At 43.4% G+C, this 20,139-nt stretch carries 18 protein-coding genes; 14 read left to right on the top strand and 4 right to left on the bottom strand.

Annotation, left to right across the window (positions count from 1 at the left end; translation table 11 throughout):
* A complete protein-coding gene (locus A5882_RS16635) occupies positions 1-855 on the top strand; it encodes a sugar ABC transporter permease (protein ID WP_008378938.1) in 855 nt (284 codons plus the stop codon).
* 9 nt (positions 856-864) lie between these two features.
* Positions 865-2,922, top strand: coding sequence for a beta-galactosidase (locus A5882_RS16630; RefSeq protein WP_086373164.1), 2,058 nt, complete (start codon positions 865-867; stop codon positions 2,920-2,922).
* Positions 2,923-3,013: 91 nt separating this feature from the next.
* On the opposite strand, the gene A5882_RS16625 is transcribed toward A5882_RS16630, so the two are convergent.
* The gene (locus tag A5882_RS16625) at positions 3,014-4,528 is read right to left on the bottom strand and encodes a flavocytochrome c (protein ID WP_008378933.1); all 1,515 of its coding nucleotides are present in this window, start codon (positions 4,526-4,528) and stop codon (positions 3,014-3,016) included.
* A gap of 572 nt (positions 4,529-5,100) precedes the next feature.
* Between A5882_RS16625 and A5882_RS16610 the strand changes: the two genes are divergently transcribed.
* Positions 5,101-5,823 carry a metal ABC transporter ATP-binding protein gene (locus tag A5882_RS16610; protein WP_008378931.1) on the top strand — a complete coding sequence of 241 codons (723 nt, stop codon included), beginning with the start codon at positions 5,101-5,103 and terminating at the stop codon, positions 5,821-5,823.
* A 1-nt stretch (position 5,824) separates the two neighbouring features.
* A complete protein-coding gene (locus A5882_RS20240) occupies positions 5,825-7,582 on the top strand; it encodes a metal ABC transporter permease subunit (protein ID WP_086373163.1) in 1,758 nt (585 codons plus the stop codon).
* A gap of 28 nt (positions 7,583-7,610) precedes the next feature.
* Here the strand turns inward: A5882_RS20240 and A5882_RS19895 are convergent, their stop codons facing one another.
* The 3 genes from A5882_RS19895 to A5882_RS16595 form a co-directional block, all read right to left on the bottom strand.
* Entirely contained in the window at positions 7,611-7,784 is a 174-nt protein-coding gene (locus A5882_RS19895) for a hypothetical protein (protein WP_010747796.1), read from the bottom strand.
* Between the two features lie 134 nt (positions 7,785-7,918).
* Entirely contained in the window at positions 7,919-8,779 is an 861-nt protein-coding gene (locus A5882_RS16600; protein WP_005234806.1) for a metallophosphoesterase, read from the bottom strand.
* Positions 8,780-8,952: 173 nt separating this feature from the next.
* Complete coding sequence (locus A5882_RS16595) at positions 8,953-9,669, bottom strand: hypothetical protein (RefSeq protein WP_005234809.1); 717 nt, start codon at positions 9,667-9,669, stop codon at positions 8,953-8,955.
* A gap of 185 nt (positions 9,670-9,854) precedes the next feature.
* Between A5882_RS16595 and A5882_RS16590 the strand changes: the two genes are divergently transcribed.
* From A5882_RS16590 to A5882_RS16545, 10 genes are all read left to right on the top strand, one after another.
* Positions 9,855-10,625 (top strand): TatD family hydrolase, encoded by a 771-nt coding sequence (locus A5882_RS16590; protein WP_016613564.1) that lies wholly within the window; start codon positions 9,855-9,857, stop codon positions 10,623-10,625.
* A complete protein-coding gene (rnmV, locus tag A5882_RS16585; protein ID WP_005234813.1) occupies positions 10,618-11,190 on the top strand; it encodes a ribonuclease M5 in 573 nt (190 codons plus the stop codon). The genes A5882_RS16590 and rnmV overlap by 8 nt, the downstream gene beginning before the upstream one ends.
* Positions 11,187-12,074, top strand: coding sequence for a 16S rRNA (adenine(1518)-N(6)/adenine(1519)-N(6))-dimethyltransferase RsmA (rsmA, locus tag A5882_RS16580; RefSeq protein ID WP_008378923.1), 888 nt, complete (start codon positions 11,187-11,189; stop codon positions 12,072-12,074). Before rnmV ends, rsmA begins: the two co-directional genes overlap by 4 nt.
* Before the next feature lie 120 nt (positions 12,075-12,194).
* The gene (locus A5882_RS16575; RefSeq protein ID WP_005225537.1) at positions 12,195-12,806 is read left to right on the top strand and encodes a hypothetical protein; all 612 of its coding nucleotides are present in this window, start codon (positions 12,195-12,197) and stop codon (positions 12,804-12,806) included.
* A gap of 138 nt (positions 12,807-12,944) precedes the next feature.
* Positions 12,945-13,715, top strand: coding sequence for a C39 family peptidase (locus A5882_RS16570; protein WP_016613561.1), 771 nt, complete (start codon positions 12,945-12,947; stop codon positions 13,713-13,715).
* Positions 13,716-14,114: 399 nt separating this feature from the next.
* Positions 14,115-15,065, top strand: a complete 951-nt coding sequence (gene metA / locus A5882_RS16565) for a homoserine O-succinyltransferase (protein ID WP_086373162.1) — start codon at positions 14,115-14,117, stop codon at positions 15,063-15,065.
* A gap of 6 nt (positions 15,066-15,071) precedes the next feature.
* Positions 15,072-16,271, top strand: coding sequence for a MalY/PatB family protein (locus A5882_RS16560; protein WP_086373161.1), 1,200 nt, complete (start codon positions 15,072-15,074; stop codon positions 16,269-16,271).
* Entirely contained in the window at positions 16,261-17,355 is a 1,095-nt protein-coding gene (locus A5882_RS16555; RefSeq protein WP_086332559.1) for an aminotransferase class I/II-fold pyridoxal phosphate-dependent enzyme, read from the top strand. Before A5882_RS16560 ends, A5882_RS16555 begins: the two co-directional genes overlap by 11 nt.
* Positions 17,356-17,610: 255 nt before the next feature.
* Positions 17,611-18,441 (top strand): MetQ/NlpA family ABC transporter substrate-binding protein, encoded by an 831-nt coding sequence (locus A5882_RS16550; protein WP_005234826.1) that lies wholly within the window; start codon positions 17,611-17,613, stop codon positions 18,439-18,441.
* A gap of 50 nt (positions 18,442-18,491) precedes the next feature.
* On the top strand, positions 18,492-20,072 hold the full coding sequence (locus A5882_RS16545) for an ABC transporter substrate-binding protein (RefSeq protein WP_016613557.1): 1,581 nt from the start codon (positions 18,492-18,494) through the stop codon (positions 20,070-20,072).
* Positions 20,073-20,139 lie beyond the last annotated feature (67 nt).

The raw sequence follows: 20,139 nt of genomic DNA, 5'->3' as shown, positions 1-20,139 counted from the left end.
ATGAAGGCAGCAAGTATGAAAAAACAAAAATTTGTCCGCCTATCCTTGACATATCTTGTACTGATTTTTACGGTAGTGGTGATCGTCTACCCTTTACTATGGACGATCGGTGCTAGTTTTAATCCTGGGAACAGTTTAATAAGTACGAGTCTGATTCCGACGAGTCCGACATTAAGTCACTACACGAAATTGTTTGCTGGTGACAACTCGCTATATTATAGTCAATGGTATTTGAATTCATTGAAAATCAGTGTATGCACTATGTTCCTGTCACTGATCTTTGTCTCCATGACGGCTTATTCCTTTTCACGGTTTCGTTTTACAGGCCGTAAAAATGGATTGATGCTGTTCTTACTACTACAAATGATCCCGCAGTTCTCTGCCTTGATCGCAATTTTTGTACTGGCGCAAATGCTCGGCTTGATCAATAGTCATTGGTTGCTGATCTTGATTTACGTTGGGGGTCAGATTCCCATGAACACGTACTTATTGAAAGGATATTTTGACTCGATTCCGTTAGATTTAGACGAGAGTGCCAAGATAGATGGTGCAAGCAATACGCGAATATTCTGGCAAATTTTGATTCCATTATCTCGACCAATGCTCGCAGTGGTTGCCATGAATGGTTTCACCGGACCACTGGGAGACTTTGCCCTGTCTTCAGTGATTTTACGTAATCCTGAGTACTATACATTACCCATCGGGTTATACAAATTAGTCACGGATAAAATGGGTGCCAGCTATACGACTTTTGCGGCAGGGGCCATTTTGATCAGTATTCCGATCGCGCTCGTCTTTATTGCATTACAAAAACATTTTGTCACCGGTTTGACCGCTGGCGGCACAAAAGGATAGGAAGAGAAGATGACAAGATATAACTTAGAAGAACGCTTTTTACATGGTGGGGATTATAATCCTGACCAGTGGCTAAATTATCCCGAGATCTTAGCCAAAGATTTAGAACTAATGGAAAAAGCTCATGCTAATACATTTTCCCTTGGTATTTTTGCTTGGAGTGCCTTAGAGCCAGCAGAAGGGGTGTTTCAATTTGAATGGTTAGACAAAATCATGGATCAGCTCGCCGAACGAAACAGTAACGTCATTTTAGCGACGCCAAGCGGTGCGCGTCCTGCCTGGTTGTCTAAAGCATACCCTGAAGTTCTCCGGACCAATGAAAAACGGGAAAAAATGTTACACGGTGGGCGACACAATCACTGTTTTTCTTCGCCAATCTATCGTGAGAAAGTGGCGATCATCAATCGGAAATTAGCTGAACGCTACCACGATCACCCAGCACTATTGATGTGGCATATTTCCAATGAGTATTCTGGAGATTGTCATTGTCCTATTTGCCAAGAAAACTTTCGTCAGTGGGTCAAGCAGAAGTATCAAACGCTAGCAGCCTTGAATGAGGCCTGGTGGGGACCGTTCTGGAGCCATACGATCACCGATTGGTCGCAAATCGAATCTCCTTCACCGATCGGCGAAATGCAAGTTCATGGACTAAATCTAGACTGGCATCGTTTTGTAACCGATCAGACTATTGATTTCTATGAACATGAGATCAAAGACATTCGTCGTTTGTCTCCAGATGTGCCGATCACAACGAATTTCATGGCAGATACCCGTGATTTGATTCCCTTTTATAGTCTTGATTATGGAAAATTTGCCCAGCATGTGGATGTCATTAGTTGGGACTGTTATCCTGCTTGGCATAATGATTGGGGAACGACAGCCGATTTGGCAAGTAAGGTTGGGTTTATCAATGATCAATATCGTAGCTTGAAAAAGCAACCATTTTTGATCATGGAATCAACCCCTAGTGGTGTGAATTGGCATCCAGTCAACCGCACGAAACGCCCCGGGATGCATCTGTTGTCTTCTATGCAATTTATTGCTCACGGTTCAGATAGTAATCTTTATTTTCAATGGCGAAAATCTCGAGGCTCATCTGAGAAGTTCCATGGGGCCGTCGTGGACCATGACAACGACGAGCAAAATCGTGTTTTTCAAGGTGTAGCACAAGTGGGGAAAGCCTTAGAAGAAATCAAAGAAATCAAAGGATTGCACAAAAAAGCCAAAGTGGCGATCATCTATGATTGGGATAACAATTGGGCGCTCAATGATGCGCAAGGTTTTGGTTTGGAGAGCAAACGCTACCCACAAACGTTGCAAGAGCATTATCGCTATTTTTGGGATCATGACATCGCGGTTGATGTCATCACGAAAGACCATGACTTTGATGCTTACCAATTGATCATCGCTCCGATGCTTTACCTCTTACCAAAAGAAACTATGAAAAAATTTCAACAGTATACGAAAAATGGCGGGACACTGGTTTCCACTTATTTGACGGGGATCGTGAATGAAACGGACTTGACCTATTTAGGAGGATGGCCCCAAGAGTTAGAAGAACTGTTTGGTGTGTCTGTGAAAGAAATCGATACGTTATATCCGAAACAAAAAAATCTGCTTTTAATGAAGGAACAGCAGTACCAAATTCATGATTATTGTAGTATTGTCCAAACAAACACCGCCCAAACGTTAGGGGTGTACGGTGCAGATTTTTATCAAGGTCAAGCTGCAGTGACCGTAAATGATTATGGTGAAGGAAGTGCCTACTATCTTGGGGGACGGACGGATCAAGCCTTTTTGGAAGACTTCTATCAAGAAGTAACACAACAGCTTCGCTTACAAAATGAGTGGGTCCGCCAAGGTTCAACGAACGTGTCGATTCAAAGTAGAGAAAGTCAGCAAGAGCAGCTCGCTCCGACTACCTATTATTTTGTGATGAATTTTTCCGAAGAAAATCAAGAAGTAGAGGTAGCAACTTCAGGAATCGACTTGCTTACAGGAAAAACGACAAACCAACTTCTTCAGTTGGCGCCTTATGAGGTGCAGATCATCAAAGTGACAGCATAAGATCAATAAAACTATTGTGTCAATTATATGAGAAAAAAGAAGTACTAACGCTGATGAAAAGCGTTAGTACTTCTTTTTTATAGAGAATGGTTTAATTTTCTTGCGCAAATTCGGCAGCTTTTGTTCCTGCTTGGCGTCCGAAGATGATGATATCGGCAACTGCATTTCCGCCAATTCGGTTTTCACCATGCAACCCACCAGTTACTTCTCCGGCTGCAAAGAGACCTGGAATGATCTCGTTATCCGTAGCGATCACTTCTGTGTTCGTGTTGATCTTCACGCCGCCCATCGTGTGGTGGATACCAGGAGCAATGGCGATGGCATAGTAAGGTCCTGTTGACAAATCGTTGTCCATTGCTGTGCTGCGTCCAAAGGCTTCGTCTTCACCAGCAGCCACACTGCTGTTCCAAGTAGCGATCGTTTCAGCAAGCGCTGCTTCTGGCATGTCCAATTCTTTTGCTAATTCTTCGATCGTGTCAGCGGATTTGACTAACCCTTGTTGCTCGTAAAAATCAATGGCTGTTACGCGTTCTTTGACACCTGCATCAAAAACTAACGTTGCCGATTTTTCAGGTAGGGCAATAATCGCTTCAGAGACTTTGTCTCGTGTTTCCATTTCATTGAAGAACCGTTCGCCTTCTTGATTGACCAAGATCGCGCCTTCTCCACGGACAGCTTCAGTGATCAACAGTGATTTAGACTGATCCACTGTTGGGTGGATTTGGATTTGCTCTAAATCAACCGTTTGTCCGCCTAACGCTTCGATCATTTTGATTCCATCACCAGTCGAACCCTCTTGGTTCGTTGTCACGTAGTCTGCCAATTCTGGTTTGTACTCGGTGATCATGTCGAAATTGGCACCGAAACCGCCTGTTGTAACGACAACTGCTTTGGCATCAATGGTTTGTTCGTTTCCTTCTACTTCAACGGTCACCCCGTTGACTTGACCATCTTCTTCATTGATTTCTTTGACATCGGCATTTACAAAAATTGGGATTTCCAATTCATGGATGTTGCGCATCAAGCCATCAACTAAGTATTCCCCAACCGCGGAACCATCAGATGGACGGTGCGTTCTTTTTTCACTCATCCCGCCAGTCGTTGTTAAGTTGTCTAAAGTGATACCCATGGAATCTAACCAATCGATCGCTTCTGCTGAATGATCCACAAAGTAGCGCAACAATTCTTCATCATTGGTGTTGTGACCGCCAGCTAATGTTTCTTCATAGAATAGATCGTTTGAATCTTCAATGCCTTCTGCTTCTTGGAATTTGGTTTCTGAAGCGTTCATTCCTGCAGAAGATTTCAATGTATTCCCACCAGAAATTGGCATTTTTTCTAAAATAACTGGGTTTGCGCCAGCTTCCTTTGCTTGGATCGCAGCGGCCATTCCAGCGCCACCCGCACCGACAATCACGACATCGTAGCTGTCTGCAAGTTCGCTAGGGTCTGTGTATTCTTGACCAGATGCAGCTGAAGTTGCATCTGTTTCTTCATTAGCAGATGAACCAGTACTTGTGCTGCTGCTTGTTTGTGAATCAGCGCCACAAGCACTCAAAGTTGCTAACGAGGTTAGGACTAATAGTGTTTGGAAAATTTTCTTCATTGTTTTTATTCCTCCTAAAACTTTTTCCAAATCAAAGACTAACATAGTTGTCATGTTATTTTTAGCTTTTGTTCGAAAAATCACATAATAATTAGAAAAGTTTAATTTATAAAGCGTTTTAGTCGAGATGAAAGGGTTTCTTGGTCATCATAAAAAAGAGTGAATTCGTGAATTTATGGAAATAGAAGAATTATTGATTCTTTGATTTGTTTGGTATTAATCATAAAGGGAGAAAGCAAAGAGGCTTTGATTAGCCTCTCTTCTGTTATTGAAAAACGTACGTCACTGAGGTGCCGAGGAATGATCTCTTTTATTAAGAATAAATCAAACGCTTTGCGATCAAAAGATAGAAAGAAATTGATGGCATCCGTGTTTGTGGGCACCAATTTTTACTCAATAAATAAAGATAGAACCTTAGTTTTCAAGAGTCATTGCCAAGAAACTGCGGTGTTTCTTAAAAAAATCAAGAGAACTGTCTTGCAAAACCAATCCTTTCTTGTATAATAAAAATAAGTTAGGTCTACCTAAAAAATAAATAAACTATCCTTAACTATGGAAATGGAGTGAAAATAATGATTACTTTTTCAGAAATATCCGCAGCCTATGATGGCGATCATCAAGTGATCTCGGATTTGTCGTTTCAAGTAGAGAAACCGGCGATCGTAGGGATCATCGGACCAAATGGGGCAGGGAAGTCGACGCTGATCAAAGCGGCGTTGAAGTTGATCCCTTCCAGTGGGAACATGAGTGTCAACAAAAAAACGTTAAAAGACTTTCAAAAGGAAATTGCCTATGTCGAACAAAAGACTGCGGTTGATTACACGTTTCCGATCACAGTCAAAGAAGTCGTATCTTTAGGCTTGTATCCTAAGATGCGCATGTTCCAAAGAATGTCGGCCAACGATTGGCAGAAAGTGACAGCCGCTCTGGCAGCGGTAGAAATGGAATCCTTTGCGGAGCGTCAGATTGGGGAATTGTCCGGTGGGCAGTTTCAGCGGGTCTTGATTGCTCGAACGTTGGTGCAAGATGCTAACTATATCTTCCTCGATGAGCCCTTTGTAGGGATCGATGCCACCAGTGAAGCGATCATCGTCGGGCTGTTACGTAACTTGCGAGATGCTGGCAAGACGATTTTTATCGTTCATCATGATCTGGGGAAAATCACCGAATACTTTGATTACTTGGTTTTGCTCAATCAAACCCTGATCGCTGCGGGACCAGTCAGTGAAGTCTTTACCGAAAGCAATTTGAAGCAAACATTTGGTGATGCGATCATCGTGAAAGGAGGCGTTTAACATGTTGACAAGCTTTTTTACCAGTTTAAGTAACTATCATTTCTTGCAAAATGCCTTGATCACGGCAGTCGCGATCGGAATCGTCGCAGGGGTGATCGGTTGTTTTATTATCTTACGAGGGATGTCCTTGATGGGGGATGCAATCTCTCATGCGGTCTTACCAGGGGTAGCCTTGTCTTATATCTTCGGCGTTCATTTTTTTGTCGGGGCGATCTTCTTTGGGATCTTGGCTTCCATGATCATTACCTATATCGCCAATAACAGCCTGATCAAAAGCGATACGGCGATCGGTATCACCTTTAGTTCGTTTCTAGCTTTAGGGGTTATCTTGATTGGAGTAGCAAACAGTTCGACTGATTTGTTTCACATTTTGTTTGGGAATGTGCTAGCGGTACAAGATAGCGACAAATGGCTGACGATCGCTATCGCTATCCTTGTGCTGGCAGTGATCATCCTTTTCTTCCGTCCACTGTTGATCACGTCTTTTGATCCGATGATGGCAAAGGCTTTTGGGATGAAAGTGCAAGCCTATCACTACTTATTGATGTTCTTATTAACTTTGGTTTCAGTGACAGCGATGCAAAGCGTCGGAACGATCTTGATCGTGGCTTTATTAGTCACTCCAGCAGCAACGGCTTATTTATATACAAAACAATTGAAGCATATGATGATCATCGCAGGGGTTTTAGGTGGTCTCGCCTCATTTATCGGCTTGTTTATCGGGTACAGCTTTAATATTGCCGCAGGATCAAGTATCGTTTTGACCGCAGGAGCCTTTTTCGTGATCGGTTTCTTGTTCTCACCAAAACAAAAGACCAGTCCAGTCAAGCGCTGGTCAGCGACAGCGGTTTTAGCAACGGCAGCTGTAGCCGGTGGCTTCTTTTTGGCACAGCAAAACGGACAGATGGACCAAACAGAAGGGAAACTTTCAGTAGTAGCGACCAATTCGATCATTGCTGATATTACGGAAAACATTGCCGGTGATCGAATCGATCTTCACAGTATCGTACCGGTGGGGCGTGATCCCCATGAGTATGAACCTTTAGTGGAAGATGTTCGAAAAGCGACCGATGCCGATCTTATCCTTTACAACGGCTTGAATCTAGAAACTGGCGGCAATGGCTGGTTTACCAAATTGATGAACAATGCCAATAAGGTAGAAAATGAAGATTACTTTGCCGTCAGTGATGGCGTGGATGTGCTTTATCTTTCTGATGACGAAGACCACAGCAAAGCCGATCCTCATGCCTGGTTGAATCTAGAAAACGGCATGATCTATGCCCGCAACATTGCTCAACGCTTGAGCGAAAAGGACCCTGACAATCGCTCTTTCTATGAAGAAAACCTTGAACGCTACTTGGCTTCATTAGAAGAACTGGATCAGCAAGCGAAGGAAAACTTCCAATCGATTCCCGAAGAGAAGAAATTGATCGTCACCAGTGAGGGAGCCTTCAAATACTTCTCCAAAGCCTACGGTGTACCGTCTGCCTATATCTGGGAAATCAATACCGAAGAAGAAGGAACCCCTGCGCAAATCAAGAACTTAGTGGATCAGCTGCAAAACTCAGCCGTCGCTTCCTTGTTTGTCGAAAGCAGCGTCAATACTCGTCCGATGCAAAGTGTTTCTCGTGATGCAGGTATTCCGATATTCGGAACCGTCTTTACCGATTCGATTGCAGAACCGGGAGAAGAAGGCGACAGCTACTATAACATGATGAAGTGGAATCTCGATACGATTTATCAGGGCTTGAATCAATAATGCAAAAAACATCCTTAGCTCGTTCTGGCTAAGGATGTTTTTTCGTCGTATTTTTGTGCTGGAGAAAAGCAAAGAGATAAAATCCGCAGCCCATCAAGGCAGCAAGAAAAGCGATGACAGGAAAGTACAACCCCTGACCGTATACATAGGCTGTATAAGCGAAGAAGGCGATCAAAAACCAAAGCGTTCCCGAGATGAGCATTTTTTGGTTCCTCCTAATTGTTTAAAAGTATTTATTTGGTATATTTTAACACGATAGGGGCAAAAAGAAAATCAGCGAATCGAACGTTTGCTGAAACGATTTGCTGATTTTTTCCCAATTACAACGATGAACAGTTAAGAAACGTTCAATTGCTGTTGCGGTTCTAAATGGTAATAAAGGATCTCTGGCGGGACGCCGAGTCGGGCGGGAATCTTGGTCATACCGACCCCACTGGAAACACTCAATAAGGTCTCATTTCCTAAAAGGTAGAGCCCATCGGTATATTTCAACGCGCCCTTTGTTTTCGCATAATAAAAAGGCAAGCGAATCTGCCCGCCATGGCTATGGCCAGAAAGAATCAAGTCGTAGTTTGGCAGATTGGTGATCCGAGAAACATAATCGGGTTCATGGAGCAAAAGCAGCTGCCATTCTGCTAAGGTTGCTTCATAGGTAAAACTGACTTTCGGACTTTCTATATCGATACCGACAATATTCATCGACGTCTTGTCATCAGAACCAAAAACCGACTCATTATCAAGTAAGGTAAACCCTGCATGCTGGTATATTTCCTTAACAAAGTAATGACCGTCATTCAAATGGTCATGGTTCCCCATAACTGCGATCTTACCCAGAGGCGCTTGCAATTTTTTCAGCTTTTCGATCAGTCGCTTGGTTGAACGATGCGGCCATTTTTTATAATTATCGATCAGATCCCCCGTGATGATGATCAGATCCGGCTTGTTTTGGATCGTTGATCGAATGATGCGATTCATTCGTCTTGGTTTAAACCAACGAGAAAAATGGAGATCACTGATATGGGCAATCACGATATTGCTTTCTGCTTGGTAAAGGTCATAAGCTTTTGAAATATCTAAGACGGTGCGCTTGTCTTTTTTTATGAGATAATGCCGTTGTTTGAGAAGATGCGGTTCAATAATAAAGGAGTAAACTAGCAAGCCCGTAAGGAGGAATGCAATAAGAATGAGGGTGTACATGGCGTGGCTCCTTTTTTGATTTGCTAGTTTCTAGCATAGTAGATTCTTACAAAAAAAGCAATCATACGGAAGCAAAAATAACAAAAAATATCCATCGTATTTCGCTTGATTTTTCCATTAAAAAAGATACAAAAGAAGCTGCAACAGCCTATCTTTTGTATCCTAGATCGCAATTATTTGATTTTCACCAATCGTTTGAAGCGTGCCTTGTGTTTGACAGGGATCAAAGCCATGACACAATCATAAGGGACAGAGATGATCGCCCATGCGAGACTTTTACTTGAAGCAAAGGGATAGTTTTGCTGTAAGACAAAATGGCCACTGATCAAGGCAAAACCGATACTACCGACCCACAGCCATTGCGGGTCCCAATTCGTGAAGTGCTGGAGGGCTGTGATGACAAACGGATAGCCGTAAAAGTACAATGCAGTCAAAACGAAAGTGACATTTTTGGTTAATTGACGCAAGGTCAGTAAGAAAAACAAGCCAGAAAGAACGATACCCAATGGAGGAAACAGACTAACTAAGAAGGAATAAACGATGCCCCATAAGATCATGCCTGGGCCTTTGACGAGAGCAGCTATGACAAAGACAAAAAGTAGGAATAAGAGCTGTTGCGAAAAACTTGCTGCCGTCAAAAGTCCGAAGAAACCAACCAATAACCAGTGAGAAAAAGTCGCTGTTTGATTCTTTTGTGGCGTCTGCTGCTGCAGTTTTAGCCATGTAGCAAAATTGGGGAAATCTTGCTGGAAATTTCGCTGAAAATCGCTATTGAATGCTTGATGGGCATTTTGCTGCCGATAGTAGTGATATTGATTTTTTAACGTGCCTTTAGTTGCTGCTTTTTGGCCAGAAAAAAAGCGGCCGGGATCAATTTTTGATCGTTCCATATTTCCACCTCCATACGATTTCGTTACCCTCAGTATAGAGAAAATCAGCTTCGGCGTCCTCCAACTTTGGGCGGATTTTTTTTGCTTGCTGAAAGTTTTCTTAAACTGCTGAAAAAAGCGGAGAGGATTCGTTTCTTAAACCGTCAAAATATGCTAGAGTATAGAAGGACTAAGGAGGAGATTTCATGATTTTTGATTCTCATACACATTTGAATGCAGAACAGTTTAACGAAGACATTCCCGAAACCGTCGCCCGTGCGCATGAACTAGGAGTAACGGAGATGGCGGTCGTCGGTTTCGATCAGCCAACGATTGAAAAATCGTTAGCATTAAGCAAAGAATATCCTGGCATTTACAGCATTATCGGTTGGCATCCCACCGAAGCTGGTTCTTATACCCCACACGTAGAAACCTATTTGCAAGAGCGCTTGGAACGACCAAAAGTCGTTGCCCTAGGTGAAATCGGTTTAGACTACCATTGGATGGAAGATCCGAAAGAAGTTCAAGAAAAGGTCTTTCGTCGGCAAATGGCAATCGCTCGTGAACATCAGCTGCCCATCAGTATTCATACCCGTGAAGCCTTAGAAGATACCTATGCGATCTTAAAGGATGAAAAAGTCCAAACAATCGGTGGTATTATGCACAGCTTTAGTGGAGACGGAGAATGGGCGAAAAAGTTCTTGGATCTAGGAATGTACATTTCCTTTAGTGGTGTCGTGACCTTCAAAAAGGCCACGGAGGTACAAGAAGCTGCACTAGTCGTACCACAAGATCGGCTACTCGTTGAGACTGACGCGCCGTATTTAGCCCCTGTTCCTTATCGCGGCAAACGCAATGAACCCGGCTATACCCATTATGTGGTGGATAAAATCGCGGAGCTGCGGCAAGAAGCGGTCGCTGATGTTGCGGCCTACACGACAAAAAATGCCCACCGCTTGTTTAGGATCAATGACTGATAAACCGAAAATCGAAGAAATCATTGTCGTCGAAGGCAAAGACGACACCCGTCGATTGCAAGAAGTGTTCGAAGTAGATACGATCGAAACGATCGGTTCAGCGATCGATGATACGATCCTTGATCAAATCGAGCATGCCCAAGAGACACGAGGGGTCATCGTGTTTACCGATCCCGATTTTTCGGGAGAAAAGATCCGCAAAATCATTATGGAAGTGGTTCCGGATGCCAAGCATGCCTTTTTACCGCGCAGTCAGGCAGCACCGAAAAGCAAAGGCAGTTTGGGCGTGGAACACGCCAGCCATGAAGCATTGAAAGAAGCCTTGCGAAAAGTCGTAACCCCGATTGCTTCAAATGAAGTCAGTGAAGGAACCATTGATCGCCAACAGTTATTAGCGTATGGCTTGATCGCAGGCGCTGGAGCAAAAGAGAAACGAGAGCGGCTAGGAGATCTTTTACGCATCGGCTATACGAACGGCAAACAATTAGAGAAGCGGCTGGCAATGTTTCGTATCACCGATGCAGAGTTGGCAGAAGCTATGAAAACAGTGGAGGAAGAATTGTGAAGGAAGAACGGGATATAGCAACCCCCTCAAGAACCAAAGAGATTTTAGCGAAACATGGCTTTACCTTTAAAAAAAGTTTAGGACAAAACTTCTTAACAGAACCGAATATTTTACGGAAAATCGTAGAAACAGCAGGCATCGACGAAACGACAAACGTCATTGAGGTTGGACCTGGAATCGGTGCGCTGACCGAACAGTTGGCAAAACATGCCAAGCAAGTGTTGGCGTTTGAAATTGATGATCGGTTGATCCCTGTATTAGCTGATACGATGCAGCCTTACGCAAACGTAAAGATCATTCATCAAGATGTCTTGCAAGCAGACCTATCAACGACCATTCGGTCAGAATTCAGCGATACGGCTGCTTCATTAAAAGTTGTCGCAAATCTGCCTTATTATATTACTACGCCTATCATGATGCACTTTTTAGAGTCTCAGGTACCAGTAGATGAAATGGTCGTGATGATGCAAAAAGAAGTGGCTGATCGAATCTCAGCAGTTCCCGGGACCAAAGCCTATGGCTCGTTGTCGATCGCTGTGCAATACTACATGGAAGCAAAACTGGCATTCATCGTCCCGAAAACCGTTTTTGTACCCCAACCGAATGTTGATTCGGCTATTTTGAAATTGACGCGCCGTCCACAACCAGCGGTCGCAGTCACCGATGAAAAAGAGTTCTTTAAATTAACGAAAGCAGCCTTTCAGTTGCGTCGTAAAACCCTTTGGAACAATTTGCAAAATAGCTATGGAAAAGATGAAGAAACCAAACAGTGGTTGGCAGACAGTTTAGAAGCAAGTGGGATCGATCCGAAACGTCGTGGAGAAACGCTGTCGTTAGCGGAATTTGCCAAATTAAGCAATGAAATGCAAGCGCGCAAAGGATAACTTCTATAAAAACGGATGTTGAATAAACATTCGTTTTTTTTTGTGTCTTGACACCTTGTGGAAATACCAGTAGAATAAGCAAGACAGAACTGTCATGACACATTTAAGGAGAGAGTATAAATGAAAAATCATTCCATCCGCCATTTAACGATCGCTGCATTGTTAATAGGCATGGGGATCGTCATTCCCATGGTAATGCCCAAAATCGTCATCGGACCTGCATCTTTTACCTTAGCTAGCCATGTTCCCGTATTTGTGGCGATGTTCTTTTCACCAGCGATGGCGATCGCTGTAGCTTTAGGAACGACCTTTGGCTTTTTCTTAACACTACCACCAATCATTGCATTACGGGCATTGTCCCATGTTGTTTTTGCAGTCATCGGTGCCTTTTATTTACAGAAGCACCCAGATATTTTACTGAAAAATGGCAAACCCTCTTTATTGAATATCAAATTTCAGAGCTTTAACTTGATTATCGGATTGATTCATTCTGCCGTTGAAATGGCAGTCGTTGCCGCCTTTTACTTCACAGGAAATGTACCAGGGACAGCATTCGATGGCAATTTCTACTATTTCTTGTTCGTTTTGATGGGGATCGGTGGCTTGATCCATAGCTTGATCGATTTCAATTTGGCTTATTTTGTTGCAGGTGCCTTAAGCAAACAATTTGATATTCGTTCGTTTTCAAAAGCAAAAGGACGCTTTATTCAGAAACAGAAGAAAGCGGCATAAGCGCCAGTTTGAATAGACCCGCTGCGTAAACGGGTCTATTTTTTTGTGTTTAGATTAAGAAAATACTCCCTCTTAAAACGTTTATTATAGTGAAATAATAAACAGAAATAAGTTATAATATAAAAGAGGAGGAAGTAGATGAAGAAGAAAAAGTTAAAACGGTTACTTTTAGGTATGTTCGTCTTGATGCTCTTCTTTCTGCTGATTTTTTATGACAGTAAGAATGGGCAGTCCCCCTTTGAAAAGATAGAGGATGAATTGACACTAGCACTTTCGGATGAAGAACAAACACCAGAGCCTGAATACAGTGACGTTATTCAATTGGACGTTCCGTTAGAAAATCAATTCGATGAAGTTACGTTAGGAAATGGTTGTGAAGTAACGGCTTTATCGATGCTCTTGAATTTTTACGGATTTGATACCAATAAAAATCAATTGGCAGAAGAATTAGTGTATGTCCCACTTTATGAGGATTATAATCACCATGGAGATCCGCGAGAAGGCTTTGTTGGAAACATCTATGGCGGCGATAGCGCGATGGGTGTTGACGTAGAACCGATCACTGATGTCGCCGAAAGTATTGTAAAAGAGCAATATGAAGTCGTTAGTGGACGAGACAAAAGTTTTGATGAGATCGTCAAAGTCCTGCAATCTGGGAAACCAGTTTGGATGATCGCGACGTTAGAATTACAAGTACCTACCGATGCTGATTTCTTTCAATGGAATACCCAAAATGGCGAAATCCTTGTGACTGCATTGATCCATTCGGTAGTGATCACTGGCATCGATGGTGATACGATGTATGTCAACGACCCTTATGGGCATAAGGATCGCGAAGTCAGCAAAGAAGACTTAGCAGCGATCTATGAAAAAATGGGTCAGCAATACTTATATTTAGAAGAAATCTAAGAAAAAGTCTCAACTTGCCGTTGACAGTAAATGAAAAAACAATTATAATTTTTTAAAATTAAACAAAGAATTCGATAACGTTGAAGAGAAGAGTAGCAGATCAACAAAGGTACAGAGACTCCGGTTGGTGAAAAAGGAGACATGCGGTGATCAGTGAAGATGAGCTCTGAGTTTTTTTGTTGGTTCACGCCAGCAAAACGGCATGCGCCCGTTACAGCGCCAAGTATCATAGTGTACTGTTGAGGTGTTATTTGTGAGAATAGCACGAATTAGGGTGGTAACGCGCATCAAGTCGTCCCTTTTATCCATAAGGATAAAAGGGCGGCTTTTTTTGTTTTTCACAGCCGAAACTGTTCGCTTTCTCTTCGACAAGAAATTTATCTGTAAGGGGTTGAAGCAATGCCAATCATTATTCCCAAAGAATTACCCGCTGCAGCGGTCCTGCAAAAAGAAAATGTCTTTGCCTTACTGCAGCATAAAGCGGCGAAGCAAGAGATCCGTCCCTTGAAAATCGCGATCGTCAATTTGATGCCGAAAAAGATCGCTACAGAAAATCAGTTGTTGCGTTTACTTTCCCAAAGTCCACTGCAAATTGAGGTGACTTTACTAAAAATGAAATACCACGAAAGCAAAAACACCTCTGTCGATCACATGGAAAAGTTTTATCAAGAATTTTCAGTGATCCAGCCGCAACGATTCGATGGCTTGATCATCACCGGAGCCCCAGTTGAAAAAATGGCATTCGAAGCCATTGACTATTGGCAAGAACTACAAGAAATCATGGATTGGAGTCAGACGAATTGCACTTCAGTCCTACATATTTGCTGGGGGGCACAAGCGGGGCTTTATTACCATTACGGCATCGACAAAGTATTGTACCAAAGCAAATTGTTCGGTGTCTTCGAACAAACAGTCACGCATTTTCATCCACTGGTTCGGGGCTTTGACGACGTCTTTTATACACCGCATTCGCGCTATACTGGCATCGATGATGTCCAGCTGGCCCAAGCGCCTTTAGAAATATTGGCAGCGGGCGTTGAAACAGGGCCTTCCATCTTCGTATCAGAAGATCATAAAAATGCCTTCTTGCTAGGACATTTTGAATACCATTCAACGACCTTGAATGAAGAGTACTTGCGAGACATGGAACGGGGCTTAGATACCGCATTGCCCAAAAATTACTTTGCCTATGACCGCTTAGGCGGAAAAATCACCAACCGTTGGCGAGGACATGCCTCTTTGTTTTTCAGCAATTGGATCAATGAAACCTATTTGCGAACGCCGTATGACCTGTCCGTCACGCCCACGAAAGAAGGCTATCGGATCGGTAGCGAGCCAGAAGTCGGGTGAGTATCAATGACGATTGAGCATTTTCTCTCCCACTATGCCAGGCAGCGAAAAGGCACCAATTCTTTAAAATGGGATCTTGTCGATCAACGGTTCCAAGGAGAAAAGCTTTTGCCTTTATGGGTAGCTGATATGGATTTTGCGGCGCCAAAGGCAGTGGAAGAAGCCTTGCAGCAACTGGTTGCTCAAGGAACCTTTGGCTATGCGATTCCCCCCTCAGGCTATTTTTTAGCCTATCAAGCTTGGCAAGATCGCCACTGGGGGACGAAATTCGAAGAAAAATGGCTCTCGTTTTCCACAGGGGTCGTCCAATCTTTGGTTGATTTGCTTCATTGTTTCACAGAACGAGACGATGGCATCTTGATCCAGCCGCCCGTCTATTATCCCTTTTTTGACAGCATCAAAGAGACGAAAAGGTGCTTGATAGAAGCACCCTTGCAAAAGGTGAAGAATTCCTATCAAATCGATTTTGCTGCTTTTGAAGCCAAAATCATTGAAGAAAAAGTGAAACTATTTATTCTCTGCTCCCCCCACAATCCAGTAGGGCGGGTCTGGCAAGAGAAAGAATTGCATCAGTTATTGGCCATTTGCCAAAAACATGAGGTTGTCGTGATCGCCGACGAGATCCATCGTGAACTGATACTCGGTGAGCAGCAATTTGTTTCAGCCGTGACAGTGGCACAGGGGTTCGGCTTTGAGAAGCTGATCGTTCTGGATTCGCCCTCAAAAACCTTCAACTTAGCAGGATTGTTACTCTCTCATGTTTGGATTCCTGATTTAGAGATGCGCAGAGCCTATCAGGCTTGGTGCCGACAATACAAGCAGACGGAAGTCAATCGTTTGGGATTGGTGGCTGCGAAAGCCGCGTATGAATCGGGGGATCAATGGCTAGATGACCTGCTTTTGGTGATTGCTGCCAATGAACAAATGGTCCGCCAGCAACTGCAAGAAGCATTTCCCAAAATTGAGCTCCTGCCATTAGAAGGAACCTATCTTCTCTGGGTCGATCTGAGGCAAGTCATCGCCAAAGAACGAACCAAGCAGGTGGTCCAAGATACTGCCGGTCTCGCAGTCGATTATGGGGAATGGTTCGCCAAAGACGGTCAGGGCATGATTCGTCTGAATCTTGCGACAACACCAACGATCATTCAAAAAGCCCTTGATCGTTTGATCGAGGCAATCAAAAAGGAGGAACGACATGACCATTGATACAGCAACTTTTCTGGCCCAATTAGGCAATCATTCGGATCAGCAAACCGGGGCGATCAGTCCGCCAATTTATCTTTCCACGACCTTTGCACATCCTGAATTGGGGCAAAGTACCGGCTATGATTATACTAGGACCAAAAATCCGACCCGGGATATTTTAGAAGCAGGCCTTGCCGAATTAGAAAAAGGGGCTCGGGCAGTAGTGACCAGCTCTGGCATGAGTGCGATCGCTTTGATTTTTGATTTATTTGCCAGCGGCAGCCGCTTTTTGGTTTCTCGTGACTTGTACGGCGGTAGCTTTCGCTATTTTGCGGAACTGGAAAATAGCCAGCGGGCCTTTTTCGATACCTTCAGTACTTTAGCCGAATTAAGTGAAAAATTAACTGACGAGGTAACGGCTGTCTTCTTAGAGACCCCGACGAATCCTTTGATGACCGTGACGGATATTGCTGAAACCGCCAAGCTTGCTCACGAACAGGGGGCGCTATTGATCGTAGATAATACCTTTTTGACGCCCTTACGGCAGTTGCCCTTAGAAGATGGCGCGGATCTAGTGATCCATTCAGGTACCAAGTTCTTATCTGGTCACAATGATATTTTGGCAGGCGTCGTCATCGCAAAAGATGCGCAGCTGGGGGAGCGTTTGAACTATTTAGCCAATACTTCTGGCCCTACCTTGAGCAGCTTTGATACGTGGTTATTTATTCGTAGTTTAAAGACGCTGCCATTGCGCTTTGAACGGCAGGAAGCCAACGCTAAGGAAGTCGGCCGCTTTTTACGAGCCCATCCGGCGATCAAAGAGGTGCTTTATCCGAACGCCGGCGCGATGATCAGTATTCGGGTGCTTGATGAAACCAAAATCAGCGGCTTTTTAGCAGCATTACAGGTCTTTACCTTTGCGGAAAGCCTAGGTGGTGTGGAAAGTCTCATCACATATCCAACGACACAGACCCACGCGGATATTCCTCAAGAGGTACGAGAATCTTATGGGTTGACGCCGGATCTTTTACGGATCTCCATCGGGATCGAAAGTAGTAAAGATTTGATCGATGACTTAGAAAATGCACTGAAGATATTCAAATAACCCGACCACAGATCAGCTAGTTAAAAACTTACTTTTGTAGAGTAATTTTATTGACAGTTTTAGTTGTATAGGATAAAGTTACACTACATATGAATAGTGAGTCCGATGTTTTCGGTTGACGGCAACAGGCATTTGCCATTTCTCCTTTGAAAAAACAATTTGTTTTGAGAAACAGAGGTGAAATTGGTCTAGTTGAGCAATACGTCAAGAAAACGGGACGATTGATCTGAGGAGGGAACAAAAGGGGAAAAAGGGATGAAAAGAAACGTAGTAAAGGGATTGGCAACAGGGGCTCTTGGATTGCTGGCATTGTTCAGCTTCGCCGCTTGCGGCAGCAGTCAAGCAGATGAGGAAGCCACCGTTGTCAAATTGGGTGTCGTGGGTGAGCAAAACGAAGCCTGGGAACATGTGCAGGAAGAATTGAAGGAAAACGAAAATATCGACTTGCAATTGGTGAAATTCACCGATTATCGTCAGCCAATCGTGGCGCTTGAGGATGGCTCAATTGACCTTCACGCAGCATTGACGGAGATTTTTATGGACAATGTCAACGAAGAAAGTGGTTATTCCAACACGACGATTGCCTATACGACATTAAACCCACTTGGTATTTATTCCGATAAAATCACCGATGTCAACGAATTGGCAGATGGTGCTACGGTGGCTTTACCCAATGATGTCTCAAATGAGAGCCGTGCACTATTACTCTTACAGACCGCCGGTTTGATCACTTTGGATGAATCAAAAGGTTTACTGCCAACAACCAGTGATGTCATTGACAATCCCAAAGCCCTGAAATTTGAGCTACTTGACTCCAATCAAACTGCTCGGGCAATGACCGATGTCGACATTTCTTTGATCAATAATGGCATGGCCGTCGATGCTGGTTTGGTTCCTACAGAAGATGCGATTTTCTTAGAACCTGTGGCTGATTCCTCCAAGCCTTATTATAATGTGATCGCTGCGCGAGCAGACGAAGCAGACAATGACGTTTACCAAACGGTCGTTCGATATTATCAGACCGATGAAGTAAAAGCAATCATCGAGGAAGTAACAAAGAAATCTAGTATACCTGTATGGGAATAGAAAGTTAAAAACGACTATTACTATATAGGAACAGGAAGTAGGATGGAAAAATGATAAATTGGAAAAAAGGTTTAGCAAGTGTTGCCGTCGTTGGACTAGGATTTGTTCTAGCAGCCTGCGGTGGATCAAATACAGAAGAAACGTCAACCAGTAGTGCAGCTGGAGCTGGGGATGATTCAACATTCACTTATGCGATCAGCGGGGACCCATCGTCCACTAACCCGATCAACACCAGTGATCGTTGGGGATTGACAGTGACAAACATGATCTATTCTCCACTAGTTACAGTGGAAGCAGACGGAACAACACAAAATGCGTTGGCAGAATCAGTGGAACCAGCTGAAGACGGCCTTTCATTGACAGTACATTTGAAACAAGATGTGAAATGGTCAGATGGCGAAGACTTTACCGCCGATGACGTTGTTTTCACATATGAACAAAAAGTCAAAAAAGAAAATGGCAATGCCGATTCCCTTTGGGTCGACGACCAACCAATCGCGATCGAAAAAGTGGATGAATACACCGTCAAATTCGTGTTGCCGACACCGAGTGCGGCAGCGATCAGCAATATTGCAACCGAAACATACATCATTCCCGAGCATATCTTTAAAGATGTTACCGACTTCTCTGTCAGTGAACTGCCTGAAAAACCAGTCGGCACTGGTCCGTATCAACTGAAAGAATACAAACGTGGTGAGTACTTTACTTTTGAAGCCAATGAAAACTATTATGGCGGCAAGCCTTCGATTCAAAATGTGACGTTGCGCATCATCGAAAGTACCGATACTGCGAAAGTCGCTTTGCAAAAAGGGGAAGTGGATGCAGCCGTTGTCTTGCCTTCAGATATTGAAGACTTAGATGATGAGCAGATCTCTGTTTATCCTTATACTGAAAACCGTGTTGGTTATCTAGGCTTGAACACTCACTCAGATGCTTTGCAAGATGTGAAAGTTCGACAAGCAGTTCTCTATGCGTTGAACAAAGATGAATTAAATCAAGCAGCATATTTAGATGAAGAGTATTATGCAACACCATATTCATTCTTGCCACCGAACAACCCATACGTCACTGATGATGTTGAAAAATATGAGACGAATGCTGAAAAAGCAAAAGAACTTTTACAAGAAGCTGGTGTGACTGATTTGTCATTGAATTTGGCTTTCAACTCAACCGATCCAGCCCAAACGATCCAAGCTACGTTGATCCAACAACAATTGCAACAAGCAGGCATAACGGTTACACTTGAAGGTGGCGATGGTACAGCGATCTTTACCGAGTTGAAGAAACCTGATTCAACGAAGTACAACTTATTCCTTGGCGGGTATATCATGGGAAATGACCCTGACTTATACGGCAGTCTATTTGAAACTGGCGGTAGTGCCAACTACTTCCAAAGCAATAGCGAAACCATTGACAATTTGTTTGCCCAAGCAGCAGTTGAATTAGACACGGACAAACGTGAAGCATTGTATGATGATTTGCAAAAGGCCATTGCTGACGAAGCGATCATTTACCCAATCGTTGACAACAAGAAAATCCTAGCGGTCAATAACCGAATTGGTAATGTAGAAGATGCAGGTTTGATCCCAATCTATACATTCGAAGATATGTCTAAATTGACAATCAAGTAAATCCATTGGCTGTGATAAAGAGGAATCTTTTTTATCACAGCTTTTTTCTATGAAAAAGAAAGTAGGT

The sequence above is a fragment of the Enterococcus sp. 4E1_DIV0656 genome, from assembly GCF_002140695.1.
GTDB lineage: Bacteria > Bacillota > Bacilli > Lactobacillales > Enterococcaceae > Enterococcus_D > Enterococcus_D entomosocium.
This window is presented reverse-complemented; position numbering and strand designations above follow the sequence as displayed.